The sequence below is a fragment of the Streptomyces tubbatahanensis genome (genome assembly GCF_022699385.1).
GTDB classification, from domain to species: Bacteria; Actinomycetota; Actinomycetes; order Streptomycetales; family Streptomycetaceae; genus Streptomyces; species Streptomyces diacarni.
On record NZ_CP093846.1, the window covers coordinates 736,405 to 758,206 of the forward strand.

At 73.0% G+C, this 21,802-nt stretch carries 15 protein-coding genes; 7 read left to right on the forward strand and 8 right to left on the reverse strand.

Annotated features, from left to right (window positions below; translation table 11 throughout):
* Nucleotides 1-48: 48 nt before the first annotated feature.
* Nucleotides 49-1,527, reverse strand: coding sequence for a TerD family protein (locus MMF93_RS03120; protein WP_242749332.1), 1,479 nt, complete (start codon nucleotides 1,525-1,527; stop codon nucleotides 49-51).
* Nucleotides 1,528-1,950: 423 nt separating this feature from the next.
* Here MMF93_RS03120 and MMF93_RS03125 point away from each other — a divergent pair, with 423 nt between their 5' ends.
* Nucleotides 1,951-2,631 carry a DUF6643 family protein gene (locus MMF93_RS03125; protein ID WP_242749333.1) on the forward strand — a complete coding sequence of 227 codons (681 nt, stop codon included), beginning with the start codon at nucleotides 1,951-1,953 and terminating at the stop codon, nucleotides 2,629-2,631.
* Between the two features lie 108 nt (nucleotides 2,632-2,739).
* Here MMF93_RS03125 and MMF93_RS03130 read toward each other — a convergent pair whose 3' ends face one another.
* The 3 genes from MMF93_RS03130 to MMF93_RS03140 form a co-directional block, all read right to left on the reverse strand.
* Entirely contained in the window at nucleotides 2,740-3,144 is a 405-nt protein-coding gene (locus tag MMF93_RS03130; RefSeq protein WP_242749334.1) for a DUF779 domain-containing protein, read from the reverse strand.
* Complete coding sequence (gene exaC / locus MMF93_RS03135) at nucleotides 3,144-4,667, reverse strand: acetaldehyde dehydrogenase ExaC (RefSeq protein ID WP_242749336.1); 1,524 nt, start codon at nucleotides 4,665-4,667, stop codon at nucleotides 3,144-3,146. Before exaC ends, MMF93_RS03130 begins: the two co-directional genes overlap by 1 nt.
* A gap of 226 nt (nucleotides 4,668-4,893) precedes the next feature.
* Nucleotides 4,894-6,186, reverse strand: a complete 1,293-nt coding sequence (locus MMF93_RS03140) for a helix-turn-helix domain-containing protein (RefSeq protein WP_242749337.1) — start codon at nucleotides 6,184-6,186, stop codon at nucleotides 4,894-4,896.
* Between the two features lie 149 nt (nucleotides 6,187-6,335).
* Between MMF93_RS03140 and MMF93_RS03145 the strand changes: the two genes are divergently transcribed.
* Nucleotides 6,336-8,723 (forward strand): phosphoketolase family protein, encoded by a 2,388-nt coding sequence (locus tag MMF93_RS03145; protein WP_242749338.1) that lies wholly within the window; start codon nucleotides 6,336-6,338, stop codon nucleotides 8,721-8,723.
* Nucleotides 8,724-8,799: 76 nt separating this feature from the next.
* Here the strand turns inward: MMF93_RS03145 and MMF93_RS03150 are convergent, their stop codons facing one another.
* Nucleotides 8,800-10,188 carry a family 2B encapsulin nanocompartment shell protein gene (locus tag MMF93_RS03150; protein ID WP_242749339.1) on the reverse strand — a complete coding sequence of 463 codons (1,389 nt, stop codon included), beginning with the start codon at nucleotides 10,186-10,188 and terminating at the stop codon, nucleotides 8,800-8,802.
* A 70-nt stretch (nucleotides 10,189-10,258) separates the two neighbouring features.
* Complete coding sequence (locus tag MMF93_RS03155) at nucleotides 10,259-11,671, reverse strand: family 2B encapsulin nanocompartment shell protein (RefSeq protein ID WP_242749340.1); 1,413 nt, start codon at nucleotides 11,669-11,671, stop codon at nucleotides 10,259-10,261.
* Between the two features lie 576 nt (nucleotides 11,672-12,247).
* On the opposite strand from MMF93_RS03155, the gene MMF93_RS03160 reads away from it, so the two are divergent.
* Nucleotides 12,248-12,853 carry an Rv1733c family protein gene (locus tag MMF93_RS03160; protein WP_242749341.1) on the forward strand — a complete coding sequence of 202 codons (606 nt, stop codon included), beginning with the start codon at nucleotides 12,248-12,250 and terminating at the stop codon, nucleotides 12,851-12,853.
* 145 nt (nucleotides 12,854-12,998) lie between these two features.
* Nucleotides 12,999-15,458 (forward strand): right-handed parallel beta-helix repeat-containing protein, encoded by a 2,460-nt coding sequence (locus MMF93_RS03165; RefSeq protein WP_242749342.1) that lies wholly within the window; start codon nucleotides 12,999-13,001, stop codon nucleotides 15,456-15,458.
* On the opposite strand, the gene MMF93_RS03170 is transcribed toward MMF93_RS03165, so the two are convergent.
* Complete coding sequence (locus tag MMF93_RS03170) at nucleotides 15,428-17,914, reverse strand: hypothetical protein (protein WP_242749343.1); 2,487 nt, start codon at nucleotides 17,912-17,914, stop codon at nucleotides 15,428-15,430. The two genes, MMF93_RS03165 and MMF93_RS03170, sit on opposite strands and share 31 nt — an antisense overlap.
* Before the next feature lie 241 nt (nucleotides 17,915-18,155).
* Between MMF93_RS03170 and MMF93_RS03175 the strand changes: the two genes are divergently transcribed.
* From MMF93_RS03175 to MMF93_RS03185, 3 genes are all read left to right on the forward strand, one after another.
* The gene (locus tag MMF93_RS03175; protein WP_242749345.1) at nucleotides 18,156-19,013 is read left to right on the forward strand and encodes a DeoR/GlpR family DNA-binding transcription regulator; all 858 of its coding nucleotides are present in this window, start codon (nucleotides 18,156-18,158) and stop codon (nucleotides 19,011-19,013) included.
* 158 nt (nucleotides 19,014-19,171) lie between these two features.
* The gene (locus tag MMF93_RS03180; RefSeq protein WP_242749347.1) at nucleotides 19,172-19,645 is read left to right on the forward strand and encodes an SRPBCC family protein; all 474 of its coding nucleotides are present in this window, start codon (nucleotides 19,172-19,174) and stop codon (nucleotides 19,643-19,645) included.
* Between the two features lie 67 nt (nucleotides 19,646-19,712).
* A complete protein-coding gene (locus MMF93_RS03185; RefSeq protein ID WP_242749348.1) occupies nucleotides 19,713-20,543 on the forward strand; it encodes a DUF8017 domain-containing protein in 831 nt (276 codons plus the stop codon).
* A gap of 78 nt (nucleotides 20,544-20,621) precedes the next feature.
* Here the strand turns inward: MMF93_RS03185 and MMF93_RS03190 are convergent, their stop codons facing one another.
* Nucleotides 20,622-21,764, reverse strand: a complete 1,143-nt coding sequence (locus tag MMF93_RS03190) for a PLP-dependent cysteine synthase family protein (RefSeq protein WP_242749349.1) — start codon at nucleotides 21,762-21,764, stop codon at nucleotides 20,622-20,624.
* Between the last annotated feature and the right edge of the window lie 38 nt (nucleotides 21,765-21,802).

Here is a 21,802-nt window from a genome sequence, read left to right on the forward strand (position 1 = left end):
GACTGGTCTTTCTCGGGGCGCGACGCCGTGCCGCGCGCCCCGTCCCCGTCACTTGCGCCCCGGCGTCCACTGCATGCCCCAGCCGTACTCCTGATCGACGGTGCGCTGAGGACTCACGCCCCGCTGCGGCACCAGGTAGCGCGCTTCGCGACGCACCATCAACTCGCCGCTCTCGTTGCTGATCAGGGCGAGGGCGCACACGGTGGAGGGGATGGTGCACTCGTCGAGGGAGAAGTCGACGGGCGCGCCGTGCTGCGGCCTGAGCGTGACGGTGGCGTGCAGCCCGGCGAAGCTGCGCGCGCCCTCGTAGATGGTGACGAAGATGAGGACGCGCCGCAGTTCGGCCGCGTGGTCGAGGTTGAGCGTCAGGTTCTCGCCGGTCTCCACGGCGCCGGTGCGGTCGTCGCCGTCGAGATGGATGTAGGGCGGCCGGTGCAGCGAGCCGAAGGAGTTGCCGAGCGCCTGCACGACGCCCTTGCGGCCGTCGGCCAGCTCGTAGAGGGCGCACAGGTCCAGGTCGGGTCCCGTCAGCGCGCCCATGGCCTTGCTCAGCCGTCCGGCCAGCCCCTTGGGCTGCTGGGCCTGGGTCGTCCAGTTGAGGTTGACCCGCATGGCGCCGGAGGTGCCGCCCTGCTTGGTCAGGGAGACCGACGGGGCCTCCTTGGTGAGCGTCACCTTGCTCAGCCGCACGGGCGCGGCAGGAGCGGCGGGGGCGGCGGGCGCGGGCTGAGGCGCCGGTGGTGTCGGAGCCGCGGGGGCGGGGGCCGAGGGGGCCGGGGGCATGGAGGGGGCGGGGGGTGCGTCCGCCGTCGGGCCGGGGACCGAGGGGGTCGGCAGGTCGGGGGTGCTGGGGGCGCCGGGTCCCTGCGGCAGACCGGGCGCCTGCACCCCGGGGGGTTCCGGCACGTGCGGGGTGGGGGCGCTGTGCGGGTGCAGCGGCGCGCCGCTGCCGGCCGGGGCGGGCGCACCGCCAGCGGCGGACGGCTCGTCGACGCTGATGCCGAAGTCCGTGGCGAGACCGGCCAGGCCGCTGTCGTACCCCTGGCCGACGGCGCGGAACTTCCACGCGCCCTGCCTGCGGTAGAGCTCCCCCAGCAGATAAGCGGTCTCGGCCGCGGCGTCGGCCGGGTCGAAGCGCGCGATCTCCGGCCCGGTGGCCGGGGCTCCGGGGGCTCCGGCCTCCAGCAGGCGTACGTACAGTCCCGGCACCTGGCCGAAGCTGCCGCCGTCGGCGGAGGCCGCGATGACGATGCGGTCGATCTCCGGTTCGACGCGCGTGAGGTCGACGGTCAGCGCGTCGGTGCAGGCCTCACCTATCGGGTTCTTGCCCTCGTGGTGCACGGCCGACGAGGAGTGCCGGGGCTGGTTGTAGAAGACGAAGTCCGCGTCGGAGCGGACCTTGCCGTGCGAGTCGAGCAGGAGTGCCGACGCGTCGACGTCCGGCACGAGCGGTCCTGACGACCAGCCCAGCTCGATCCGGACCGTCGCAGCGGTTACGGGGACGTTGGTCCCCTTGCGCATCGTCATAGCCACTCCCCCTCGGGCTCGGTGGGCCCCGCGTTCCGGTCCCTCCCAACCTATTGCACGCGTCCGCGCCCGCCGAAGCCCCTCCGCGCTCTTCTCGCCGCAGCCCGCGAAAGTCGAACAACTTGTTCGGGCAGGGGCGTTTGGGGGCATTGCCGGTGGGCTTATGCTTCTGTCAGCTTCTCCTCCCGCGCGCCCGTTTCAGGAGACAGGCGGGAACGAGCCGTCTCGCCATGCCTGACCGCGTGTCAACACGGTCGGCATGAGGGGGCTTCGGCCCCCGGTCGAGCTCCTCCCGCGCGCTCCCCTGGCGCGGTCGCTCCTGCGGGGTGAAAACAGGTGCCCGCCTGCGGTGATGCGGGTGGGCCAGGCGTTGTGTGTGTACCTCTCTAGTGCCGATGCGGATTGTGGGCTTACCTTATGAGCATGACCTCCCCCCGCAGCTCTTACAGCGGCGGCTACTACGCTGCATCGTCCTATCCCGAGACGCCGATCTACGACATGCTCGTCGCTGAGCGGGGCACACCGCAGATCGCTCCCATCCGGGTGCCGTCGGCCTATGACACGGGGAGTACGGGCGGCGCGCTCGCGGCGCTGCCCCCGGCACTGCCCGCGGGCCCCGACCCGCGGCAGCCGCAGATGCCGCAGCCCGCTCCGCTGCAGCACGCGCCCGGATACGGATATCCGGGCGCCGCCGCGCCGCAGCCCCCGGCGCCGCAGCCCGTACCGCAGCAGGCCGCGCCGATGCGTCAGCAGCCGGTCCGGCAGGCTCCGGCCGCCCTTCCGCCCGGTGGAGGTTCGGGCATGCAGGGCGGCCCCGTTCCGCTCCAGCACACGCCCGCGCCGCACATTCCGCAGCAGGCGCCGCCGCGCGGCTACGGCTATCCGGGACCGCAGGGCCCGGGGCAGCCGCAGGCACCGATGCAGCAGATGCCGCCGCAGCCGCAGCCGCAGGTCCAGGTGCAGCAGTACCAGCAGCAGGCGATGCACAACCAGGCGACGCAGTACATGCGTCCGGTGGCCCCGCGCCCGGCGGCTCCGCGCCAGATGCCGGGCCAGTACGAGGACCCGTACGGCGGCCACCAGTACGGCGGCCGGGGGTACTGACGCGCCGTCGCGAGCGCGACGCACGCGTGTGGAGCGCTTGCGCGGGCGCCGCCGTGGGGGAGACGGCGGTGCCCGCGGGCGTGTACGGACCTCGGGGCGCCGGAGCGCTCAGCTGCCGACCAGCCGCGACCTGATCAGGAAGCGCACCCCCTCGGGGGCCTCCAGCGAGAAGCCGCTGCCCCTTCCCTCGACGACGTCGACGGTCAGACGGGTGTGGCTCCAGAGCGCGAACTGCGCGGACGACATCCAAAACGGGACGGGTTCGGCCACGCCGTCGATCTCCAGCTCGCCGAGCAGCACGTCGGAGCCGCCCGTGCGGAACTCGCCTCTGCCGTAGCACATGGGGCTGCTGCCGTCGCAACAGCCGCCGGACTGGTGGAACATCAGCGGCCCGTGCTTGGCGGTGAGCGTCCGCAGCAGCTCGGCGGCCGCGGGCGTGACGGCGACCCGCTCGGACTCCGACCACTCGGACTCCGACCGCTCGGACTCCGACCGCTCGTCAGGCGAGGCCATCAGAACATTCCGAGCTTCTTGGCGTCGTAGCTGACCAGCAGGTTCTTGGTCTGCTGGTAGTGCTCCAGCATCATCTTGTGGTTCTCCCGGCCGATGCCCGACTGCTTGTAGCCGCCGAAGGCAGCGTGGGCCGGGTACTGGTGGTAGCAGTTGGTCCACACCCGTCCGGCCTGGATGGCGCGCCCGGCGCGGTAGGCGCGGGAGCCGTCGCGGGTCCACACGCCCGCGCCCAGCCCGTAGAGGGTGTCGTTGGCGATGCGGATGGCGTCGTCGAAGTCGTCGAAGCCGGTGACGGAGACGACGGGGCCGAAGATCTCCTCCTGGAAGACCCGCATGTCGTTGCTGCCCTCCAGGACGGTCGGCTGCACGTAGTAGCCGCCCTCCAGCTCGCCGCCCAGCTCGGCGCGCCCGCCGCCGGTCAGCACGCGTGCGCCCTCCTGAGTGCCGATGTCGAGGTAGGAGAGGATCTTCTCCAGCTGGTCGTTGGAGGCCTGCGCGCCCACCATGGTCTCGGTGTCGAGCGGATGCCCCTGCACGAGGGCCTGGGTGCGCTGCACACCCGCGTCGAGGAAGGCGCGGTAGTGGCTGCGCTGGATGAGGGCGCGCGAGGGGCAGGTGCACACCTCCCCCTGGTTGAGGGCGAACATGGCGAAGCCCTCGAGGGCCTTGTCGTAGAAGTCGTCCGCGTCGTCGGAGACGTCCTCGAAGAAGATGTTGGGGCTCTTGCCGCCCAGCTCCAGGGTGACGGGCCTGAGGTTCTCCGAGGCGTACTGCATGATCAGCCGCCCCGTCGTCGTCTCCCCCGTGAAGGCGACCTTGGCCACCCGCGCGTTGCTCGCCAGCGGCTTGCCCGCCTCGGCGCCGAAGCCGTTGACGATGTTGACGACGCCGGGCGGGAGCAGGTCCGCCACCAGGCTCATCCAGTAGTGGACGGACGCCGGGGTCTGCTCGGCGGGCTTGAGCACGACGGTGTTGCCCGCGGCCAGCGCGGGCGCCAGCTTCCAGGTCGCCATCAGGATCGGGAAGTTCCACGGGATGATCTGCGCGACGACGCCGAGCGGCTCGTGGAAGTGGTAGGCGACGGTGTCCTCGTCGATCTGGGAGAGCGACCCCTCCTGGGAGCGGATCGCCGCGGCGAAGTAGCGGAAGTGGTCGATGGCCAGCGGGATGTCGGCGGCCAGCGTCTCGCGGACGGGCTTGCCGTTCTCCCAGCTCTCGGCGACCGCCAGCTCCTCCAGGTGCGCCTCCATGCGCTGCGCGATCTGGTTGAGCACCTGCGCGCGCTCCGCGGGTGAGGTGCGTGACCAGGCCGGGGCGGCCTCGTGGGCGGCGTCGATGGCACGCTCGACGTCCTCCGCGGTCCCGCGGGCGATCTCCGTGAAGGGCGCTCCGGTGACCGGGGTCGGGTTCTCGAAGTAGCCGCCCTGCTTGGGGGCGACATAGCTGCCGCCGATCCAGTGGTCGTAGCGCGACTGGTAGCTCATCAGCGCATCGTCGGTTCCGGGCGCGGCGTAGCGGCTCATGCTCTGCCTCCCTGTGCTGGCCGGCTCCTGCGCCGGCCGACTCGTACGGGCCCCGCCCGGCGGTCGGCTCACGCGGGTCGGCGCGGCCGTCGGGCGGGCGGTGCCGGGAGGCTAGTCCCCGCGACGTTGCGGATAGGTTGCGAGCGCTGACGATGTCCGGCATGCCGCCGCTCGTCACGCGCGGCATCCCGCCGCTCGTCACCCTCGGCGTCGCGTCCTCGGCCCGTCACGCTCTACGGGCGGTCCCGACCGCGCCCGGTGACAGCCCGTAGAGCGCGCTCAGTTCGCGCACCCTGGCCGCCGTACGCGCTGACGGGCGCAGGCCGTGCAGGGCCTCCCACGCCTCCAGGTCGTCCTCCGCGCCCGCGGTGCACAGCCACCGCTCCAGCAGCCCTGGTTCGGCGCCGGACAGCAGGTGGCGCCGCAGCCGGTTCTCCAGCAGCCGGCGGAGCCGCACCACGCCGGGGGCCTCGGAGGCGGGCAGCAGCGGCCCCGTGTAGGCGTCGAGCGCCGCGGCGGGATCGTCCGCGGCCAGCGCCTCGCCCACGGTGTCGTAGTCGGTGTACGGGCGGTGCCGTAACCGGTAGGGGCGGGAGGCCAGCAGCGGTCCGAGCAGCTGCCGCAGTCGGGAGAGTTCGGCGCGCAGGGTGACGGGGTTGACGTCGCGTTCCCCGTACAGCTCGCGGGCGAGCGCCTCACCGGTCAGCCCGTCGGGGTGCGCGGCGAGCAGCAGCAGGATCTCGCTGTGCCGCCGTCCGAGCCGCAGGCCCCCCGCGCCCGGGCGGTGCAGGCGTGCCTCGTCGCGGCCGAGAACGGCGAGCAGGCCGCCGTCGGGTGGCGTGCCACCGTCATCCGGGCCCGGGCCCAGCGCGGCGAGGCGGGCCTCGGCGGCCCGCGCCGTGGCCTGGACGAGGGCGAGGCTGTGCGGAGAGGCGAGGTGGTCGCCGCCCGTGAGGTCGACGGCGCCGACGACGCGCCCGGTGCGCGGGTCGTGCACGGGTGCGGCCGCGCACGTCCAGTCCTGTACGGGGCGGCAGTAGTGCTCGGCGGCGAAGATCTGCACGGCGTGGCCGACGGCGAGCGCGGTGCCGGGCGCGTTGGTGCCGCTGGCGCGCTCGGCCCACTGCGAGCCGGGGACGAAGTTCATCCGCTCGGCCCGGCGCAGCACTTGGGGGTGTCCCTCGACCCAGAGCATGGTGCCGCGCTCGTCGCAGACGGACAGCAGGTGGGCGCCGTCGTCGGCGATGGTGCCCAGCAGCTCGCGGAAGAGCGGCATCGCGCGGGCCAGTGGGTGCCGTTCGCGGCGCAGTGCGAGGCCCGCGTCGTCCACCTCGACACCGGCCATGCTCTCGGGGGCCAGCCGCGCCCCGGCGCAGCGCCGCCACGAGTCGGCCACCACCTCGCGTACGGGCGCGTCGACGGTACCGCCGGTCAGGAACGTCTCGTGGGCGCGGCGCAGGGCTCCGGCCCGCTGGGCCGCGTCCGCCCCCGCCTCGAGCGCCAGCCATGGATTGCGCACCCCGTCATCGTGCAGCGGGCGCAGCCGGCGGGCAACGCCCCGGACGAGTCGGGCCGGCACCCACTGGCGCGGTGCGCGTCCAGGGTGTCGTACGGGATGCGGGGGGCGCGCGGGGTGTCGGATCCGCCCCGGCCTGGTACCCATCCGGCATGCCGGAACACGAGCCCCTCACCGAGCGTGAGGCCGACGGGCTGGACGCGCACTGGCGCGCCCTGAACTACCTGTCGGCCTGCCAGCTCTACCTGCGCGCCAACCCGCTGCTGAGCGAGCCGCTGCGCCCCGAGCACATCAAGGCGAGGCTGCTGGGCCACTGGGGCACCTGCCCGGGGCTGACCCTGCTCTACACCCACCTGGGCCGGCTGATCCGCACCCGCGGCCGCCGCACGCTGGGGGTGTGGGGTCCTGGCCACGGGGCCGCGGCGGTGCTCTCGGGCGCCTGGCTGGAGGGCACCTACTCCCAGCTGCGCCCCGACGTGCCGCGCGACGAGGAGGGCATGCGCAGGCTGTTCGCGGAGTTCTCGCAGCCGGGTGGGGTCCCCAGTCACACGGCGCCGAGCGTGCCGGGATCGATCCAGGAGGGCGGGGAGCTCGGGTACGCGCTGGCGCACGCCTTCGGCGCGGCGTTCGACAATCCCGACCTGCTGGTGTGCGCGGTCGTGGGAGACGGCGAGGCGGAGACGGGTCCGCTGGCAGGATCGTGGCACGCGAACAAGTTCCTCGACCCGGTGCACGACGGCGCCGTGCTCCCGGTCCTGCATCTGAACGGGTACAAGATCGCCAACCCGGCGGTCCTGGCCCGGCTGCCCGAGGACGAGCTGGAAGCGCTGATGCGCGGCTACGGCTACGATCCGCTGTTCGTCACCGCGGAGCAGGACACCCCGCCCGCGCAGGCGCACCGCGCGCTGGCCGGCGCGCTCGATGTGGCGATGGAGCGGATCGACGCCATCCAGCGTGCGGCCCGCGAGGGCGGGGAGGGCGCGCGGGTCAGGCCGCGCTGGCCGATGCTGGTGCTGCGTACGCCCAAGGGCTGGTCGGGGCCGCGGGAGCTGGACGGGGTCCCGGTGGAGGACACCTGGCGTGCGCACCAGGTACCACTGCCCGGGGTGCGGGACGACCCGGAACGGCTGCGGCAGCTGGAGCGGTGGCTCCGCTCCTACCGGCCCGAAGAGCTGTTCGACGAAGCGGGCAGGCCGCGCCCGCGGGTACTGGAGTGGGTGCCCGAGGGCGACCTGCGCCTGGGCGCAGTGCCCGAGGCCAACGGCGGGCGGCTGCTGCGCGAGCTGCCGCTGCCCGGTCTGGAGTCCTGCGCGGTGGCCGTCGAGCGGCCCGGCGCCTCCTCCCACGAGCCGACGCGCGAGCTGGGCTCCTACCTGCGGGAGCTGCTGCGCGACACCGAGGAGCGGCGCGACTTCCGCCTGTTCGGGCCCGACGAGACGGACTCCAACCACCTGAGCGCCGTCTTCGACGCCACCGACCGCGGCTGGCAGGCGGAGCTGCTCCCCACCGACCAGCACCTGGGCCGCCACGGGCGCGTACTGGAGGTCCTGTCCGAACACCTGTGCCAGGGCTGGCTGGAGGGGTACGTCCTCACCGGCAGGAGTGGCATGTTCGCCTCCTACGAGGCGTTCACCAACCTCGTCTCCAGCATGGCCTCGCAGCACGTGAAGTGGGTGCACAGCGCCCGCGAGGTTCCCTGGCGCCGCCCCGTCGCCGCCCTCAACTACCTGCTCACCTCGCACGCCTGGCGCCAGGATCACAACGGCTTCTCCCACCAGGACCCGGGCTTCATCGACCACGTGCTCAACAAGAGCCCCGACGTGGTGCGCGTCTACCTGCCGCCGGACACCAACACCCTGCTGTGCGTCACCGACCACGCGCTGCGCACCCGCGACACCGTCAACGTCATCGTGGCGGGCAAGCACCCCTGCTTCGACTGGCTCGACCTGGACGCGGCCCGCGACCACTGCGCGCGCGGCGTCGGCGTGTGGGAGTGGGCGGGAACCGAGCACGGCGGCAACGGGCCGGACGTCGTGCTCGCGTGCGCCGGTGACATCCCCACGCAGGAGACGCTGGCGGCCGCCTCACTGCTGCGCGAGTGGCTGCCCGAGGTGGCCGTGCGGGTCGTGAACGTGGTGGACATGGCGCGGCTCATGCGCCACCGCGACCATCCGCACGGTATGGCCGACACCGAGTTCGACGCCCTCTTCACACGCGACAGGCCGGTCATCTTCGCCTACCACGGCTACCCCTGGCTGGTGCACCGCCTGGTCTACGGGCGCACCGTCCACCCGAAGCTCGCGGTGCGCGGCTACCGCGAATCGGGGTCGACGACGACGCCGTTCGACATGGTGGTACGCAACGAGATGGACCGCTACCACCTGGTCATGGACGTGATCGACCGGACGGAGGGGCTGGGCGCGCGGGCCGCGACCGTACGGCAGCGCGCGGCCGACCTGCGCGAGCGCCACCACCGCTACATCCTCGAGCACGGCGAGGACATGCCCGAGGTCACCACATGGCGCTGGCCTGGCAGGTGACCCGACACCCCGGCCCCGGGGGCGGCCCACCACGGCGGGCCGCCCCCGGGGCCGGCGTTCGGACCTCGACGTCCTCTCAGACCTCGACGTCCTCCAGGATGCCGAGCGCGTCGGGAACCAGCACGGCGGCGGAGAAGTAGGCGCTGACGAGGTAGGAGATCAGGGCCCGCTCGTCGACGCCCATGAAGCGGACGTTGAGCGAGGGCTGGATCTCGTCAGGCAGCCCCGTCTGATGCAGGCCGATGACCCCCTGGTCCTCCAGCCCCGTGCGCATGGCCAGCACCGAGGTGGTGCCGTCCTCGCGCACCGGGATCTTGTCACAGGGCAGGATCGGGATGCCGCGCCAGGCGCGCGTCTTGACGCCCTCCACCTCGACCTGGTCGGGATAGAGCCCGTGCCTGCTGCACTCGCGGCCGATCGCGGCGATCGCCTTCGGGTGCGCCAGGATGTACCGGGTCTTGCGGCGGCGGGAGATCAGCTCGTCCATGTCGGCGGGCGTCGGCGGACCGCTGCGGGTGTGGATGCGCTGGGTCAGGTCGGCGTTGTGCAGCAGGCCGAACTCCCGGCTGTTGACCAGCTCGTGCTCCTGGCGCTCCCGCAGCGCCTCCACGGTCAGCCGCAGCTGCTCTTGGACCTGGTTCATCGGGTCGTTGTAGACGTCGGCGACCCTGCTGTGCACCCTCAGCACCGTCTGCGCGACCGACAGCTCGTACTCGCGGGGGTTCAGCTCGTAGTCGACGAAGGTGCCGGGAAGCAGCGCCTCGCCCGCGTGGCCCGAGGAGAGGGCGATGTCCGCCTCGCCGCGCCGGTTCTGTGCGGGCACGGCGCGGGAGAGCACGGCGTCGAGGTGGCTGCGCAGCGGCGGTGAGTTGTCCGCGGTCTGCTGGAAGGTGTCGCGGGGCAGCGCGAGCACGATGCAGCGCGTCCTGGCCCGCAGCGTGTGCTCCCAGGTGCCCGGGTCCGAGGTGAGGATCTGGTCGCCCGCGTGGTCACCGTCGGCGAGCACGCCCAGGTCGACCTCGTCGTCGTAGCGCCCCGCCGCGTGCTTGCCGACCCGGCCGTGTGCGATCAGCAGCAGTTCGTCGGCCGGCTCGCCATGGGTGGTGAGCGCGTCGCCCGCCGCGTACTCGCGCTGGGTGAAGCCGTCGGCGAGGGCCCGCAGGGTCGCCTCGTCATCGAGCCCGCGCAGCAGCGGGATCTCCCGCAGCTCCGAGGGGATGACCTGGACGTCGGCGCCGGTGGTCACGAACTCGATCCGGCCGTCGCCCAGGGTGTGGGTGAGGCGCCGGTTGACGCGGTAGCTGCCGCCCGTGGTCTCGGTCCAGGGCAGGACGCGCAACAGCCAGCGCGGGGAGATCCCCTGCATCTGCGGGGGCGTCTTGGTGGTGCTGGCGAGATTGCGCGCCGCCGCCGTGGCGAGGCTGGAGGGGGTCTGCTGCTGGGTCTCTTCGGGGTGCGTGGTCATCTGTCCCCAGTTTCTGGTGCTTCCTGGTGCCTGTTTCCGGATTTCCTGGCGGCTGCGTCAGCCGCCCGCCTCAGTGCCCGATTTCCACGTCCTCCAGCATTCCGAGCGCGTCGGGAACCAGCACGGCGGCGGAGTAGTAGGCGCTCACCAGATAGGACATGACGGCCTTCTCGTTGATACCCATGAAGCGAACCGAAAGGCTCGGGCTGTATTCGTCGGGGATTCCTGTCTGGTGGAGTCCCACGACGCCCTGGGCCTTTTCTCCGGTGCGCATGGCCAGGACGGAAGTGGTGCCCTGCGGGCTGACCGGGATCTTGTTGCAGGGCAGGATCGGCACGCCGCGCCAGGCGGGCACGGAGTGGCCCTCGTAGTCGACGGACCGCGGGTAGACGCCGCGGGCGCTGGCCTCGCGGCCGAAGGCGGCGATCGCCTTCGGGTGCGCCAGGATGACGCTGGGGTCCTTCCAGACGGTGGCCAGCAGCTCGTCGAGGTCGTCGGGGGTGGGCGGGCCCGAGCGGGTGTGGACGCGCTGCTTCATGTCCACGTTGTGCAGGAGCCCGACCCCGCTGTTGTTGATCAGCTCGTGCTCCTGGCGCTCGCGCAGCGCCTCCACGGTCAGCCGCAGCTGCTCCTCGAGCTGGTTCATCGGGTGGTTGTAGAGGTCGGCGACGCGGGTGTGGACCCGCAGCACGGTCTGGGCGACCTCCAGGTCGTACTCGCGGGGCTTGAGCTCGTAGTCGACGAAGGTGCCGGGCAGGGCGTGCTCGCCGACGTGCCCGGAGGCCAGCTCGATGGCGGACTCGCCGTTCTCCGTGCGCTGGGAGGGGATCAGCGACCTGGAGGCGGTCAGGTGGGCGCGGAGCGAGTCGGAGTCGGCGAGGACGGAGTCGAAGGCGCCGCGCTCCAGGGTGAGGACCGTGCCGCTGGTCAGCGACGTCAGGGTGTGGTCCCAGGTGCCCGCCTCGCCGGTCAGCCGGTCGTCGCCGTCGAACTCGCCGTCCGCCAGGACACCCTGGGTGCTCTCCCCGTCGTACCGCCCGCGGGTGGACTTGCGCAGCTTGCCGTGGGCGATCAGCACCAGCCGGTCGGCGGGCTCGCCCTCGCGCACGAGCACTTCGCCCGGGCCGAAGTCGCGCTGCTCGCAGCGGGCGGCGAGGGCTTCGAGGGTCGGCAGGTCGTCGTAGCCGCGCAGCATGGGCAGCTCGGACAGCTCCAGGGGGATCACCCGCACGTCGGACCCGGTGGAGACGAACTCCACGCGCCCGTCACCGAGGGTGTGGCTGAGCCGCCGGTTGACCCGGAAGGTGCCGCCGGTGACCTGGACCCAGGGCAGGACCCGCAGCAGCCACCGGGAGCTGATGCCCTGCATCTGCGGGGGTGTCTTCGTGGTGGTCGCGAGATTCCGTGCCGCCGCCGTGGCAAGGCTCTGCTGCGCCGCTTCCGCGCTCTCGCTTCCGGAATTACGCTCCGCCGCAGTCGTCATCCGACACCGCCTATCTCAGTGATCATCTGGTAATTCACGCGCTGCGGCCATGAAGCTAGGTGAGCCGCGCGAGATGCGGCAATCACTCAAAAGATGCGCGAGCACGTCGAATGTCGCGACAACGACCGGGGTATGGCGGGCCGCCGGCGCGTATCCTCATCCACCGAGCGTGATGAAAGTGCCACTGCGATCACTCTGCGCAACACGCGTGTCGGCGCCCGCCGCCCGCCCCGCCCCGCAAACTCACCAGGACGTGCGGGGGCGCGTGGGGGCGCGCGGACGGCGGATCCGCGCCCGCCCTCCGCCCGCGGCGGATCGCTCAGTAAACTCGGCGGATCACGAGGGGATCCGAGGAGCTCACGGACCCCGGGCGAAGCGCGCCCCGAGCCGTCCCCGTACGGCCGTCTCGACCAGGCGGCTGCGCGGACACGCGGCGCCCCGGGCTACGCGGCCGCCCGGCCGCCGCACCCCGGCGAGCGGGCGCGGACCGGCCGCGCGGAGCGCCGGCGGTTCCTCTCGTGCGGGTACCGCGCCGGTCGAGAGAGCTGACGGACGGCGAGAAGGGGGTGTGCGGCGGTGCTGACGATCGTCGGTCTGTGGCGCTGGCGTGGGAACGCGCTGGCCCGCCGCAGCGACCGCCGCGAAGCCTGGCTGTCCCTGTGGGCGGCGGTGCTGATGGTGGTGGGGGTCCCGCTGGTGGGCTGGGCCGCGCAGGAGGCCACCCACGACGCGATGCTGCGCACGGCGCACGAGCAGCAGCACGACCGCCGGCGCACGTGGGCGACGGCCCAGCACGTCGTCGTCCGCCCCCCGCTGGACTCGGAGACGGAGACGGCGGCGGGCCGGCAGCCGAACCGCAACCAGGTCACCGCCCGCTGGGCGGGGCCCGACGGTTCCTCCCACACGGGCACCCTGGTGCTGCGCAGCCCGGTCAGACCCGGCAGCCGCTTCCTGGTGTGGACGGACCGGCACGGCCGGCTCACCTCCCGCCCGATGAGCCCGCGCGGCGCCGCCTCGCACGCGCTCCTCGCGGGGCTGGGCGCCGCCGCGCTCACCGCTGCCGTACTGGAGGCCGGGCGGCGGGCCGCGATCCGGCTGGCGCTGCGACGCCGGTACGCGCGCTGGGACGAGGAGTGGGGCCGCATCGGCCCCGACTGGGGACGTACCGGCAACAGCAGTTGAGTTCTGTACGGGTCACTCGCCCGTACCCGTCAACCCGGAGCACCGGCGCACGCTACGGTGGTGCGACCAGCACGGACGGCGCACTCCGCGATCCGTGCCAGGGACAACGCATCTTGCATCGCACGAGGTTGGGGCACAGCACTCCATGGCACAGGGCTCGGTCCAGGTGACGCACGGCGGCACGTCGCGTTGGCGGCGGCGCACGGGCGAGTACGCGTCGTTGTCGGCGGCGCTGGAGGCCGCGAGTGACGGTGACGTCCTCACCGTGGCGCCCGGCACCTACCGGGAGAACCTCGTCATCGAGCGCACGGTGACCCTGCGCGGGCCCGAGAGGCCGGGCGGCGGCCCGGTCCGCATCGCGCCCGCCGACGGGGTGGCGCTGACCCTGCGCTCCGCCGCCCTCGTCCAGGACCTCCAGATCGAGGGCCAGGACTCCGCCGTTCCCGCCGTGCTGGTCGAGGACGCGGCGCCCGAGTTGGCCGGGCTGCGGGTGATGACCCGTTCGGCGGCCGGTATCGAGGTGCGCGGCGGTGCCCGTCCCACCGTGCGGCGCTGCACGGTGGACAACCCGGCGGGGCTCGGGCTCAGCATCATGGGCGCGGCGAGCGGCAGTTACGAGGAGTGCGAGGTGGTGGCGGCCGGGCAGTCCGGCGTGCTCGTGCGCGACGGCGCGCGGCCGCGGCTGGCGCACTGCCGGGTGCACCTGGCCTCGGGCGCCGGCATCACGCTCCAGGGCGAGGGCAGCACGCTGGAGGCGGTCGGCTGCGAGGTGTACGAGATCAAGGGCAGTGGTGTGCGGGTGGCGTCGCGCGCCAGTGGCCACTTCACCGACTGCCGGGTGCACCGCACCTCGGCGGACGGCGTCACCCTGGACACCGATGCCGTGGTCACCCTCGCCGACTGCGACATCCACGACATCCCCGAGAACGCCGTCGATCTGCGCTCCCGTTCGGTGCTGACGCTGACGCGTTCCACCGTGCGGCGCTTCGGCCGCAACGGTCTGTCGGTGTGGGATCCGGGCACCCGCGTGGACGCCAACGGCTGCGAGATACACGAGAGCACCGGCGACTATCCGGCGGTGTGGGTCAGCGACGGCGCCACCGCCGTGCTGGACACCTGCCGGGTGCACACGGTGCCCGACGCGCTGTTCGTCCTCGACCGCGGCTCGCGCGCCGACGTGCTCGACAGCGATCTGTCCCAGGTGCGCGGCACCGCCGTCTCGGTCAGCGACGGTGCCGTCGTCCAGCTGGACGACTCGCGCATCAGCAAGGCGGGCACCGGCGCCTGGTTCCGCGACCACGGCAGCGGCGGGGTGCTCAGCGGCTGCACGGTCGACGAGACCGCGACCGGCGTCATCGTCACCAAGGGCGCCGATCCGACGGTGGAGCGCTGCACGGTGAGCGGCGCCGCGGAAGCCGGTTTCTACGTCTCGGCCGAGGGGCGGGGCACCTTCCACAACTGCCGGGTGACCGGCTCGCGCGGCTACGGCTTCCACGTCATCGACGGCTGCCGTACCACGCTGCGGCGCTGCCGCACGGAGCGGTGCGCGCGCGGCGGTTACGAGTTCGCGGAGGAGGGCCCGACCGTCGAGGACTGCACCAGCGACGAGAGCGCGGCGCCCGTGGCACCGCTCGCCGCGCCCGCCCTCGGCACCGCCCCCTCGCCCGCACAGGGCACGCCGGGGTTGCTGACCGCCACGGTCACCGTGCCGCGGCAGCGCACGGCGAGCCCGGGCACCGAAGCCGCACCGGCCGGTGACGAGAGCGCCGCGACTGAGGGAGTCGAACAGGAGGCGCGGGCTCCCAAGGAGGTGCTGGGCGAACTCGACGCGCTGGTCGGCCTGGAGGGCGTCAAGCGCGAGGTCCGCGCGCTGACCGACATGATCGAGGTCGGCCGCAGGCGGCAGGCGGCGGGTCTCAAGGCGGCCTCCGCACGGCGGCATCTGGTCTTCACCGGCTCTCCCGGCACCGGAAAGACGACGGTGGCCCGGCTCTACGGCGAGATCCTGCGCTCCCTCGGGGTGCTGCGGCGCGGCCACCTGAAGGAGGTCTCGCGTGTCGATCTGGTGGGCGAGCACATCGGTTCCACGGCGATCCGCACGCAGGAGGCGTTCGAGAAGGCCAAGGGCGGTGTGCTGTTCATCGACGAGGCGTACGCGCTGGCGCCCCAGGACGCGGGCCGCGACTTCGGCAGGGAGGCCATCGACACGCTCGTGAAGCTGATGGAGGACCACCGGGACGACGTGGTGGTGATCGTCGCGGGCTACACCACCGAGATGGAGCACTTCCTGGCCTCCAACCCGGGTGTGGCCTCCCGCTTCTCGCGCACGATCTCCTTCGGCGACTACGCGCCCGAGGAGCTGCTGCTGATCGTCGAACAGCAGGCGGACGAGCACGAGTACGACCTGAGCGAGGGTGCCCGCCAGGCGCTGCTGCGCTACTTCGCGCGGCTGCCCAAGGGCCCCTCGTTCGGCAACGGGCGCACCGCGCGGCAGACGTTCGAGGCGATGGTCGAGCGGCACGCGGGCCGGGTCGCGCAGCTGCCTGACCCGACCACCGAGGACCTGACCCTGCTCTATCCGGAGGACCTGCCCCGCTCCGCCTGAGCGTGCGCCCGTTCCGGTTCCGGGTCCGCCACGGGGTCGGGCTGGCGCGGTATGCCCGCACCGGGTGCGTGATCGGCACCGTGGCTCGGCGTGCTCTTCGGCTCCTCGGCGGTGTGCGCGGAGCGCTCCTTGAGGCGGGCGAGCAGCCCGGCGCGCTCCTGTTCGAAGGCCGGGTCGGCCTGGTAGTCGCTGTGGGCCAGGATCGGCTCGGGCAGCGGCAGCGCGGGGGTGCGGCCGTAGGCGAGGGGGTCCAGCAGCGGGCCGCGGTCGACGCCCCGGCACGTGGCGGGCGGTCCGGGCTCGGAGGTCTCGGCCCGCTCGGGCCGTACCGGACCGCCGATCGGGTCGGTGAGCCGCCACAGGTTGCGCCAGCACTCCAGGTCGCCGTGGAGCGCGCCGAGCCGCGCGGGCCCGAAGTAGGCGGGGAACCAGCGCCCGTAGAGGCGTTCGAGGGGTGAGCCGTAGGTGAGCAGGGCGATCTGGCGGCGCGTGCCCGGATCGAGTTGCCAGACGGCGGCTGCCGCCAGCACGCTGCCCTGCGAGTGTCCTGAGATCACCAGGCGCCGGGTGGGCTGCCGGTCCGTCCACAGCGCCATCCGCCAGGCGAGGTCGGGCACCGCGCGCTCCGCGTAGCACGGCGGTGCGAACGGGTGGGCGCAGCGCGGCCAGAAGGTGCCCACGTCCCACAGGATGCCGACGGTGCGGCGCGCCGAGGGGTCCTTGTAGGCGCGGCGCCCCCAGGTGAGCAGGAGGACGAAGCCGAAGCCGATCAGCCAGGAGCCGAGGGCCTGCACGGTGTCGGCGAAACCGGCCACGACGGCGGGTGCGCCCTCGGTCGCCTCGCCCGGTACCTGGCCGGTCGTCAGCGTGCCGAGCACGGCGACACCGCCGAGGACGAGCGTGGCCACGGCGACGGTCGCGGCGAGCCAGGCCGCCTCGTCGGTGAGGCCGGCCCGCGCGATGGCAGCGGCAATCCTGCGGGAGCGCGTCGGGTCGGGCACGCAGCCGGGGTAGCCGGCCGTGACGTCGTCGGTGAACCGCCGCGCGTCGCGCCAGACGCGGTAGGCGAACCAGCAGACCAGCAGCAGCACGAGCGTGAGCAGCACGGGGATGACGGAGGCCTGCCAGGTGAGGATCGTGGGCGGGCCGCCGATGTGGCCGTCGCCCTCACCGGGGGTGCCGGGCCCGTCCAGCCAGTCGCCGACCCGCTGGGAGACTCCGCCGGACAGCAGTCCGCCGAGTGCGCAGGCCAGCATGGCGACGGCCGCCGAGGCCAGTCCGGCGAGCGCGGTGCGCGGCAGGCGGGTGGTGCGGTGCAGCCGCAGGCTCAGCGCGCCGAGCGCGATCACGAGCGTGCCCTGGAGCACCGCGAGGACGCTGAAGGTCTCGTCGCCCGGGAGGGAGCCGCCCGAGGTCCAGCCCGGGCGGCTCCAGCCGCTGTGCACGACGGCGAGCACCAGCACGCCGGCGGAGGCGCCGGGCAGTACCCGCACGGTGAGGCTGTCGATACGGTCGTCCGGCTCGCTCTCCTTGCGCCCCCTGCGGCCCACGACGAAGAGCACGCACAGGCCGCCCGCCACCACCAGGCTCTCCAACGCCCAGCCCACCGCGTCCAGTGCCGCGCTGCCCCCCGGCCTGCGGTCCTGCCGGGTGGCGGCGGCGGTCAGCGCGGCGGCGACGGTGAGGAAACCGGCCGCGGTGTGCGCGGCACGCAGCCGGGCGACGAGCCGCTTGCCGTACCAGAATCCGGGCAGGGACAGCGGCGGGCGCCCTTCGGCGGCGGGGTCGTCCTCGGGGACGGGGCGCTCCAGCGGGGGCTGGGACTCGTACGCGCTCCACGTGCGGTGCGAGAGCCACCACAGCAGCACGGTGAGTCCCGCGGGCAGTACCGCGGCGAGAGCGAGCCTGCGTCCCGGCTGGCTCCACCAGCCGCCGTGGCCCGCGGACGCGTCGGGAGCCATGAAGGCGAGCCAGGAGCGGTCGCGGGCGCACGCGCTGCTCCCCGCGCACTGCCAGGCGATCAGATCGAGCGCGACCTCGCAGGCGGCGGCGACCAGCAGCACGGTCAGCGAGAGCGCGGTCAGCCGCACGAGGAGTCCGTGGGCGCGCTCGGTGGTGCGGCGGCCGCGGGAGGCGGGCCTGGTCCAGTGTGCGAGGTTGACGACCATGAAGGGCAGCAGCATCAGCCACAGGGCACGGGCTCCGTTGCCCGAGGTGAGGTTGGACCAGCAGTACGCCTCGCGCACCGGTTCGTCCGCGTAGTCCTCGGGGTGCGCTTCGGCGTCCTCGTCCTCGGTGCGGCGGTACACGGCCGCCGTGCGGTCCCCGGTGACGCGGACGGTGCGTGGGTCGCCGAGCATCTCGGACGGCGTCGTTCCCCCGACACCGTGGACGAGCAGTTCCAGCGAGAGGCCGCCCGCCTGGTCCGCGGGCGGGTCTGTGTGGTGTGACGGCACTGTGCTTCTTCCCCCGGATCCCCCGAACGGTGTGTCAGCTGTGCGGACGTCCGCGCACAGGACAGCATCACCGCCGAGCGGCCCCCGTGCTACCCCCTCAGGGGTGAAGGTGGCGTGCGGAGTGCCGGTTCCCGGCCTGAGCGTGCCTGTTGCGCGCGTGGGAGGATGGCCCCCACCAGGGGCCTCCCCACAGCCTCGACGGTGCCGGTCACACCAGGCGGGAACGGAACGGAGAAGGGCAGTGAGCGACAACCAGAACCTCCTCGCCGAGCAGCGGCGTGCGCTGATCCTGGAGGAGGTACGGCGCAGGGGTGGGGCGCGGGTCAACGAGTTGACCAGGAAGCTGTCGGTCTCCGACATGACGGTGCGGCGGGATCTGGACGCGCTGGCACGGCAGGGCGCTCTGGAGAAGGTGCACGGGGGCGCGGTGCCGGTCGCCGAGGCGAGCACGCACGAGCCGGGGTTCGAGGCCAAGTCCTCGCTGGAGTTGAGCGCGAAGGAGGACATCGCCCGCGCGGCGGCCACCATGGCGCAGCCCGGCAGCGCGATCGCCCTGTCCGGGGGGACGACGACGTTCGCGCTGGCGCGGCATCTGGTGGACGTGCCGAATCTGACGGTCGTGACGAACTCGGTGCGGGTCGCCGATGTCTTCCACGCCGCGCAGCGCTCCGGCGGCGGCCAGGGTTCCGGGAGTCGCCCCGGCGCCGCCACCGTGGTACTGACGGGCGGGGTGCGCACACCGTCCGACTCGCTGGTGGGGTCCGTGGCGGACGCGGCGATCCGCTCGCTCCACTTCGACGCGCTGTTCCTGGGCGTGCACGGGATATCGGCGGAGGCGGGGCTCTCGACGCCGAACCTGGCGGAGGCCGAGACCAACCGGCACTTCGTGGGCTCGGCGCGCCGGGTGATCGTCGTCGCCGACCACACCAAGTGGGGCACGGTGGGCCTGAGTTCGTTCGCCTCGCTGGACCAGGTGGACACACTGGTGACGGACGGCGGGCTGCCGTCCGAGGCGCGCGCTGAGATGCAGGAGAGGCTGCCTGAGCTGGTGGTGGCCGGCGAGCAGGAGGCAGGATCCGAGGAGCCGGACGAGCTCTAGGTGTACTGCCCTGAGAGTGGGGGACGCGGCTCCCGGCTGGTCTCCACGCCCCTGAGTGGCCGCGTCCCGGTGGGCGGGCGGGGGCACGTCGGGGGTGCCGGGGCCGCGGCTACGCTGGGGGCTTTCCTGCACTCGTCCGCTCTCTGGGGGTCGCCCGTATGGCTCGTCAACTGCGCTCGGTCGGACTCGACTTCGCCGACACCGCGCCGCTGCGGCTCTCCTTCGTCGCCGACGTGGCGGCGCCGGCCGAGACGGTGTACGCGGCGCTGGCCGACGACGTGACGGCGTGGCCGTGCTGGTTCACGGCGGTCACCGAGGTGCGGCCGACGCGGGGCGGCTCGGGGCGCGCCGTCCGGTTGAAGGGCGGCGGCTTCTTCGACGAGACGATCGTGGCGGCCCACCCCTCCCAGCGCTACGCCTACCGCATCGACCGCACCAGCGCACCCGGTGTCCGGGCGATGATGGAGGACTGGGAGCTGCGGCTCTCCCCCGCGGGCAGCACGCGGGTGCGCTGGACGATGGCCGTGGACGGTACGCCGGTGCTGCACGCGGCGCTGCGCCTGGGCAGGCCGGGCATCAGGGCCTCGTTCAGGGACGCGATGCGGAAGCTGGAGGGCCGGCTGCGCGCCTGAGGAAGGGATGCGGTGCGGATCGGCCCGGGTGCAGGAGGGACATCGCGGTTCACCTAGAGTGGTGATCATGTCTCGGTCAAAGTTCTTCCCGCACCTCGCTCCCCACCGGCAGTCGGCCCCGATCCCCTCCCCCCGCAGGAAGAGGACCCTGCTCGCGGCCTTCGGCATCGGCACGGTCCTCGCACTGAGCGGGTGCGACGACGACGGCAAGACCGCGGACAAGGACACCGGCGCCGCCGGCTCGAAGGCCCCCTCGGGTGACGCCTCCTCCTCCGCCCCGTCGAGCCCGTCGGCCGACGAGCCGCTGCACTCGGGGTGGCAGACGCAGTCCATGCCCAAGCACCACTTCCGCTACGACGTGCCGGGCAAGGCCGCGAAGTGGAAGGTGCTCGACAAGGGCACGGCCCTCTCCTACACGGGGCAGGACGGCAAGCCGATCGTCGTCATGACCGGAACCGCGAACTACCGCGAGGGCGGCTGCGCGTCGAGCCCCAACCCGGACGCGATCGGTGCGGCGGGCAAGGGACAGCTCGCCACCGTCGGCACCACGGGCGGCGGCAAGGACGGCACCTTGGCGGAGAACGCGCGCAACTGGGCGGGCAACTGGGGCTTCGCCGCGTACGGCGGCGAGGACCACAAGCCGAAGATCAAGGTGAGCAAGGCCGAGCCCTACAAGCACGGCGGCATCGAGGGCTACACCGCGACCGCCGAGGTCACCGTCACCCACCGGCCGAGTTCGTGTGTGCCGCCGAAGGCCGTCGTGCACAGCATCGCCCAGAAGCTCCCCGACGGCACCATGCACGGGTGGGTGATGTACGCGGACCAGGGGGTGCCGCACGCGCTGAAGGACGCCGACATCGAGAAGATCATGGACACCGTCCGGCCCACGAGCGGCTGACGCGCGTTCGGCCGGGCGGGCGCGGCTCACCCCGCTGCCGCACCCCGCTCCCCCACCCTTCCGGGCCGCTCTCCGTCATCAGACCCACTCCCCCGTGGTCAAGAAGCGCTCCAGGGTGCGGGTGTAGGGGGAGATGTCCAGTCCCTGCCCGGCCAGCCAGGCGTCGGAGTAGTACTTGTCGAGGTAGCGCTCGCCCGGATCGCACAACAGGGTGACCACGCTGCCACTTTCGCCGTGGGCCAGCATCTCGGCCACGATGAGCAGGGCGCTCCACAGCCCGGTTCCGGTCGAGCCGCCCGCCTTGCGGCCCAGCGCCCGCTCCAGCATCCGCACGGCGGCCACACTGGCGGCGTCGGGAACCTTCATCATGCGGTCGATGGCGCCGGGCACGAAGCTCGGCTCCATCCGGGGGCGGCCGATGCCCTCGATGCGGGAGCCCGCCTCGGTGGTGACGTCGGGGTCGCGCCGGGTCCAGCCGTCGAAGAAGCAGGAGTTCTCGGGGTCCGGGACGCACACCCGGGTGTCGTACTGCATGTAGCGGATGTAGCGCGCGAAGGTGGCGGAGGTGCCCCCGGTGCCCGCCGTGGTCACGATCCAGGCCGGTTCCGGGTGCCGCTCCGTGCACAGCTGCTGGTAGACGGACATGGCGATGTTGTTGTTGCCGCGCCAGTCGGTGGCCCGTTCGGCGTAGGTGAACTGGTCCATGAAGTGGCCGCCGCTGTCGGCTGCGAGCCGGGCGGAGACCTCGTACACCGTCCGCGGGTCGTCCACCAGATGGCACGTGCCGCCCTGGAACTCGATCAGCCGGGTCTTCTCGCGGCTGGTCGTGCGGGGCATCACCGCGATGAACGGCACCCCGATCAGCTTGGCGAAGTAGGCCTCGCTCACCGCCGTGGAGCCGCTTGAGGCCTCGATGACGGGCCGTCCGGGGCGGATCCAGCCGTTGCAGAGCGCGTAGAGGAACAGCGAGCGTGCCAGCCGGTGTTTGAGGCTGCCCGTGGGGTGGGTCGACTCGTCCTTGAGGTAGAGGTCGATGTCCCACTCCTCGGGGAGCGGGAAGGAGAGCAGGTGCGTGTCGGCGCTGCGGCCGCTCTCGGCCCGCAGCTTGCGCACCGCTTCCTTGAGCCATGCGCGGCGGTCGGCGTCGCTGCGGTCCACGTCCTGGGTGGGGAGGCCGGGGACGGGAGGGGCGGGTTCGGTGGCGCTCACGGAGTCGATCATAGGGGCGGGCTGATAGACGGAGGCGGACCTGGGCATGC